The organism is Micromonospora sp. M51, from assembly GCF_018070305.1.
GTDB lineage: Bacteria > Actinomycetota > Actinomycetes > Mycobacteriales > Micromonosporaceae > Micromonospora > Micromonospora parva.
Genome location: NZ_JAGPXZ010000379.1, coordinates 1 through 5,799, shown reverse-complemented (window position 1 = coordinate 5,799; position 5,799 = coordinate 1). Strand labels below are relative to the sequence as shown.

Annotated in this window: 5 protein-coding genes; 4 read left to right on the top strand and 1 reads right to left on the bottom strand. The window is 72.0% G+C overall.

The genetic code is table 11. The features are described from left to right. On the top strand, positions 1-1,668 hold a 1,668-nt coding region (locus tag KBX53_RS19815), incomplete at its 5' end, for a kelch motif-containing protein (RefSeq protein WP_305797965.1). A gap of 74 nt (positions 1,669-1,742) precedes the next feature. Here the strand turns inward: KBX53_RS19815 and KBX53_RS19810 are convergent. Next, entirely contained in the window at positions 1,743-2,249 is a 507-nt protein-coding gene (locus KBX53_RS19810) for a winged helix-turn-helix domain-containing protein (protein WP_210860925.1), read from the bottom strand. A 268-nt stretch (positions 2,250-2,517) separates the two neighbouring features. Here KBX53_RS19810 and KBX53_RS19805 point away from each other — a divergent pair, with 268 nt between their 5' ends. The 3 genes from KBX53_RS19805 to KBX53_RS19795 are packed head-to-tail and all read left to right on the top strand — an operon-like array spanning position 2,518 to position 5,658. Continuing rightward, on the top strand, positions 2,518-3,495 hold the full coding sequence (locus tag KBX53_RS19805) for a phosphatase PAP2 family protein (RefSeq protein ID WP_210860922.1): 978 nt from the start codon (positions 2,518-2,520) through the stop codon (positions 3,493-3,495). 16 nt (positions 3,496-3,511) lie between these two features. Next, a complete protein-coding gene (locus tag KBX53_RS19800) occupies positions 3,512-4,204 on the top strand; it encodes a response regulator transcription factor (protein WP_210860920.1) in 693 nt (230 codons plus the stop codon). Continuing rightward, a complete protein-coding gene (locus tag KBX53_RS19795; RefSeq protein ID WP_210860918.1) occupies positions 4,201-5,658 on the top strand; it encodes a sensor histidine kinase in 1,458 nt (485 codons plus the stop codon). The genes KBX53_RS19800 and KBX53_RS19795 overlap by 4 nt, the downstream gene beginning before the upstream one ends. Positions 5,659-5,799: the final 141 nt, after the last annotated feature.

Here is a 5,799-nt window from a genome sequence, read left to right as displayed (position 1 = left end):
TCAGACTGGGCGACCACCGAGAACTTCCAGCTCGCGGCCGGCCGGCTGTCGGTGACGCCGACGCAGCTCAGCGCCACCCTCCAGATGCCCAACGGCAAGACCAGCAAGACGTTCACGGTGACCAACACCGGCGGCGCGCCGGTCGAGGTGAAGTTCGGTGAGCGGGACAACGGGTTCGAACTCCTGCGGGCGGACGGCTCCACTGTCACCCGGCAGCAGGTGCTCGGGTCCGGCGGCGCGCCGGAGCAGCGGCTCACCGTGCCGACGTCGTTCGCCGCCAAGGCGTCCGGCAAGGAGGCCAAGGCCGCTGCCGCTGCGGTCGGCCCGAACGCGGCGCCGTGGACCGACATCGCCAACTACCCGGCCACGATCATGGACAACCGGGTGGTGAACCTGGACGGCAAGGTGTACTCGCTCGGTGGCGGCAACGGTGAGGCGTCCACCACCAAGAACTACGCCTACGACCCGGCCGCGCAGACCTGGACGGCGATCGCCGACCTTCCGGGCGCCCGCAACGCCGTGACCGCCGGCGTGGTGAACGGCAAGATCATCGTCAGTGGTGGCTGGGGCGACGCCGGCCCGGACTCCGCCACCTGGTCGTACGACCCCGGGGCCAACACCTGGACCGAGCTGGCCGACAACCCGGCGCCCCGGGCCGCGGCCGGTCAGGGTGTCGTCGACGGCAAGCTGTACGCGGTCGGTGGCTGCACGACCGCGTCCTGCACGCCGATGTCGAACAGCGTGGTCCGGTACGACCCGACCAGTGACACCTGGGAGACGATGGCCAACTACCCGAAGTCGGTGGCCTTCGCCTCCTGCGGCGGGATCGACGGCGTCCTCTACTGCACCGGCGGCAACGACGGTTCCGCCGCGCAGAAGTCCAGCTACGCCTTCGACCCGGGTGCCAACACGTGGACCGCCATCGCCGACGCGCCGACCGACAACTGGGCCAGCGCGTACGCCGTCGCCAGCGGCAAGCTGCTCGTCGTCGGTGGTTCGCAGGGCGGGGCCATCAGCAACGCCGGCTTCGCGTACGACCCGGCCGCCGGTTCGTGGTCCAACCTGCCCAACGCCAACACCGCGCGGTACCGCGGCGGCGCGGCGTGCGGCTTCTACAAGATCGGCGGCTCGTCCGGCAGCTTCGACGCGGCTCCCGAGAGTGAGGTGCTCCCGGGCTTCGAGGGATGCTCCGAGTCGGCCGCCGACGTCAGCTGGATGACCGTCGACAAGTCGGAGGTCACCCTCGCACCGGGTGCGAAGGTCACTGTCACCGTCGGTCTGACGGCGAACGTGGACCAGCCGGGCACCTACTCCGGCGCGGTAGCGATCTCCGAGAACACCCCGTACTCGGTCGCGCCGGTCGCGGTGACCATGACCGCGAACCCCCCGAAGACCTGGGGCAAGCTCATGGGTACGGTCACCGGCACCAGCTGCCAGGGTGCGACCTCGCCGCTCGCCGGTGCGGTCGTGCAGGTCGACTCGTGGGCGGCGTCGTACACCTTCGCCACCGATGCCGAGGGCAAGTACGCCTACTGGGTGGACCGCCGCAACAACCCGCTCACGATGATCGTGGCCAAGGACGGCTGGAAGCCGCAGACCCGCCAGACCCGGATCGACACCGCGACCCCCACGGTGGAGAACTTCGGGTTGGCGCCCATCAGGTGCTGACAGCCGAGCACTAGTCGCGTGACGTCCGGCCCGCCTGGTCCTCGACCAGGCGGGCCGGACCGCGCCCGGGGTGATCAGACGGGCGCGAGCCGGAATCCGACGCCGCGTACCGAGTGGATCGTCGCCGCGGCGTTGAGCCTGGCGAGTTTGGCGCGCACCCGGCGGACCACCGAGTGCATGTCCGAGCCCCGGCCGAGGTGCCGGTTGCCCCAGACCTCCAGGTGCAGCCGCTCGTAGGTCCACACCTGCCCGGGGGCGTGCACCAGGCAGAGCAGCACGTCGTGCTCCAACCGGGTCAGGTCGATCTCCTGGTCACGCCACCGCAGCACCCGACGGTCGGAGTCGACCGCCAGGGCCGGTGGCGGGGGTTGCGGGCTCGGCGCCCCCTCGGCGCGCGCCGCGGTGGTCGGCGGGGCCGGTGCGGCGGGCGCCTCGACCACCCCGAGAAACTCTCGCGCCTGGTCGACTGTCGAGACGATCAGAAAGGCGTCGCTGCCGCCGAGCAGCCGGGCCAGATGTCGCCGCTCGGCCGGCGAGGATGCGATGCCGATGACCAGGCTGGCGACTGGAATTTCCTGCATGTGCCAACACCTTCCGGTTCCCCACATCACTCCGGATGGATTGTCGTACCGCCGACCGAGACATCGATCGGCGTCCTGACCCTAGTGGTGGCTGATCTCGGCTAGGTAAAACATAGTTGCATGTAAGCATGTGAATCCCGTTGCGCCGGCCAGGCCACCCGACCCCACCGCCGACCATGCGCTTCTCCGGAAGCGGCGGGGGTGGTTGTGACAGAACCAAGACAATTCGAGGACGGCGTACGGACCTGCGGGGGCGAGCATGGTCGCCATGTCCACCGGATCGCTGTACTCCGTCGGGCGCCCGACACCCGGTCCGGCGCGCCCGCTGCCCCACGCCCGCGCGGCGGTGCCGTTGGGGCTCCGACTGCTCGCCGCGGCGCTGTGTGGTCTGCTCGCGCTGACCCTCACCGCCGCCGTCTTCGTGCGGACCTATCCCGGGCAGTGGCTGGACGGGGTGCTCCTGCCGCCCGCCGAATCCGGCGGCGGGTACGAGCAGCGGACAGCGCTCGTGGGCCCGGCCAAGACCGCGCTGGCCACCTTCGGCAACCCGACGCTCATCGCGGCCCTGCTCGGCGTGGTGCTGCTGGTGGGTGTGCTGCGCCGCCGGCTGGTGGCGGGCGCCGTCGGCGTGGGCATCGTCGTCTGCGCGGTGCTGGTGGCCGGCGCGGTGAAGACACAACTGCTCCGCCCGGACCTGCAGATCGAGAGTTCCACCACCCACAACAGCTTTCCCAGCGGTCACGTCGCGGCGGCGACCGCCCTGCTGCTGGCGTTTCTGCTGGTCCTGCCCGGGTGGGCCCGGCGCTGGCTGGCGGTGCCGGGTGCGGCGGGAGTCTCGGTGATCGCCGCCGCCACGATGATCGCGGGCTGGCACCGGTTCAGCGACGTGCTCGGTGGCGTACTGCTGGGGGTGACACTGTTTCTCCTGGCCGCGGCCGCGTTGGCGGCCCGGCCCACCGACCACGACGCGGCCGGCGGTTCGGCCGGCGGCGGCCTCTGGCGCGGGCTGGCCGAGGCGGCGGTCGGTCTGGTCGTGCTGGTCTGGGCGCTGGTGGTGGTCGTGCCCGGTCTGGCCGCGTCGGTGCAGCGCGGGCCGCTGGTTGCGATCGTGGCCGCGGCCGTTTCGACGATGTTCCTGGTGGGCGCTGTGGTGTTCCTGGTGCGTTCGACGGATTTCGCGGTGCCGAGGGCGGCGCGGAGCCCCGCGCAGCCGCAGCCGTCGACCGAAGCCCGAAAGATCTCATGATGGGATACTTGACGACATGTCCCAGGTGCTGTTGATCGAAGACCACCAGACGGTGCGCGACGGACTGCAGTGGGCGCTCACCCGGCAGGGCCACACGGTGCACGCCGTGGGCACCGGTGAGCAGGGGCTGGAGCGACTGCGCGCGGCCCCGTCCGATGTCGTGGTGCTCGATCTCATGCTGCCCGGGATGGACGGGTTCGAGGTCTGCCGCCGGATCCGGCAGCTCGGTGACCTGCCGATCATCATGCTCACGGCCCGCAACGACGACATGGACGTGGTCGCCGGCCTGGAGGCCGGCGCCGACGACTACGTGGTCAAGCCGGTGCAGGCCCGGGTCCTGGAGGCGCGCATCCGCGCGGTGCTGCGACGCACCGGTGGCGACTCGCGGCGCGGCGGCGAGCGGGCCGGCCTGGAACAGCACGGCGCGTTGACCATCGACCGGGCGGCCCTGGTGGTCAGCAAGGACGGGACGCCGGTCAGCCTCGCCCCCACGGAGCTGCGGCTGCTGCTCGAACTCTCGCACACGCCCGGTCAGGTGCTCAGCCGGCAGCAACTGCTGGAGGCCGTGTGGGAGCACGGGTATCTCGGTGACTCGCGACTGGTGGACGCGTGCGTCCAGCGGGTCCGCGCCAAGATCGAGGCCGATTCGTCGGCGCCGGTCTTCATCCAGACCGTGCGTGGTTTCGGATACCGGTTCGGGCCGCTGTGACCTTCTGGCGCTCGGTCGCCGCCCAGGCATCGAGCCTGCGGGTCCGGCTGCTGCTGGCGTTCGCGCTGCTCGGGGTCACCACCACGGCCGTCGTGGCCAGCGGCAGCTACTTCCAGGCCCGGACCGTCATCCTCCAGCAGGCGCAGGACGCCGCGGTGATGTCGCTGACCGACCAGCTCACCAAGGTCTACCCGATCGCCCAGCTTCCGCCGACCCAGAACGACCTGGACCTGTTGGCCCAGCGGCTCTCCGACCGCGAGGGCTTCGCGGTGGTCATCTACCGGGACATGCGGGCACAGGGCTCGCAGACACCCGCCCCGCTCAGCCCCGAGCTGCGGGCGGAGGTCGGCGACGGTCAGATCGCCTGGCAGCGTGTCTCGCAGCACGGGCGGCCCTGGCTGCTCATCGGCACCCAACTGCGGCTCGAGCGCCCCGACGGCACGGCCCACCCGTCCGGGTTGGAGGTCTACTCGGTGCGCGATCTCGTGCCCGAGCAGCAGAGCATCGACCAGCTCGCCACCAGGGCGTGGTGGACCGGAGGGTTGTCCCTGCTCCTCGCCGTCCTGCTGGCCCTGCTGTCCGCCCGGGGGGTCCTGCGACCCGTCCGCGACCTGGGCCGAGCGGCCCGCCGCCTCGGCGAGGGCGACCTGAGCACCCGGCTGACGGTCCGGGGCGTGGACGAGCTGGCCGACGTGGCGCGGACCTTCAACGACACCGCCGGCACGCTGGAGCGGCAGGTCGGTGAGCTGCGGCGGATGGAATCCGACGCCCGCCGCTTCGTCGCCGACGTCTCGCACGAGCTCCGCACCCCGCTGGCCGCGATGACGGCGGTCACCGACGTGCTCGACGAGGAGGCCGAGCACCTGCCCGGGGACGCGGGCCGGGCCGCTCGGCTGGTCAGCCAGGAGACGCAGAACCTCACCCACCTGGTCAACGATCTCATCGAGATCAGCAGGTTCGACTCCGGCACGGCCCGGCTCGCCCTCGACGACGTGGACGTGGGCGCGGCGGTGACCGCGACCCTGCGGATCCGCGGCTGGACCGACCGGGTACGCGCCGACCTGCCTCCCGCTGTGGTGGCCCGGCTCGATCCCCGCCGGCTGGACGTCATCGTCGCCAACCTGGTCGGCAACGCCTTCCGGCACGGTGCCGAGCCGGTGACCGTACGCGTGAGCGCCGATCCGGACTGGGTCACCATCGAGGTGGCCGACCAGGGGCCGGGGCTGGACCCGGAGGTGTTACCGCACGTGTTCGACCGCTTCTACAAGGCCGACACGGCGCGGACCCGCTCCGAGGGCAGCGGCCTCGGCCTCGCCATCTCCTGGGAGAACGCGCGGCTGCACCGCCACGGCGAGCGCCGGGGGGCTCTCGTCGCCGGCAACGCCCCGGGTGGCGGCGCGGTCTTCACGCTCCGGCTGCCCCGCGAGACGACGGACACCGGGGGTGCCCGGTGACCGGCCGGCGCACCGGGCGGGCGCTGCTCGCCGGCGCACTGCTGCTCGGTCCGCTGCTGGCGGGGTGCGGGGTACGGCCCAGCCTCGTCATCACCGGTCGTCCCGCGGTCAGCGGCCCCGCGCAGGGAGTCGGGCTCTACC

Bases quoted from the DNA above. Each gene is read 5' to 3' on its own strand.
- KBX53_RS19805 (WP_210860922.1), top strand. From the start codon at position 2,518: ATGTCCACCGGATCGCTGTACTCCGTCGGGCGCCCGACACCCGGTCCG.
- KBX53_RS19800 (WP_210860920.1), top strand. From the start codon at position 3,512: ATGTCCCAGGTGCTGTTGATCGAAGACCACCAGACGGTGCGCGACGGA.
- KBX53_RS19810 (WP_210860925.1), bottom strand. From the start codon at position 2,249: ATGCAGGAAATTCCAGTCGCCAGCCTGGTCATCGGCATCGCATCCTCG.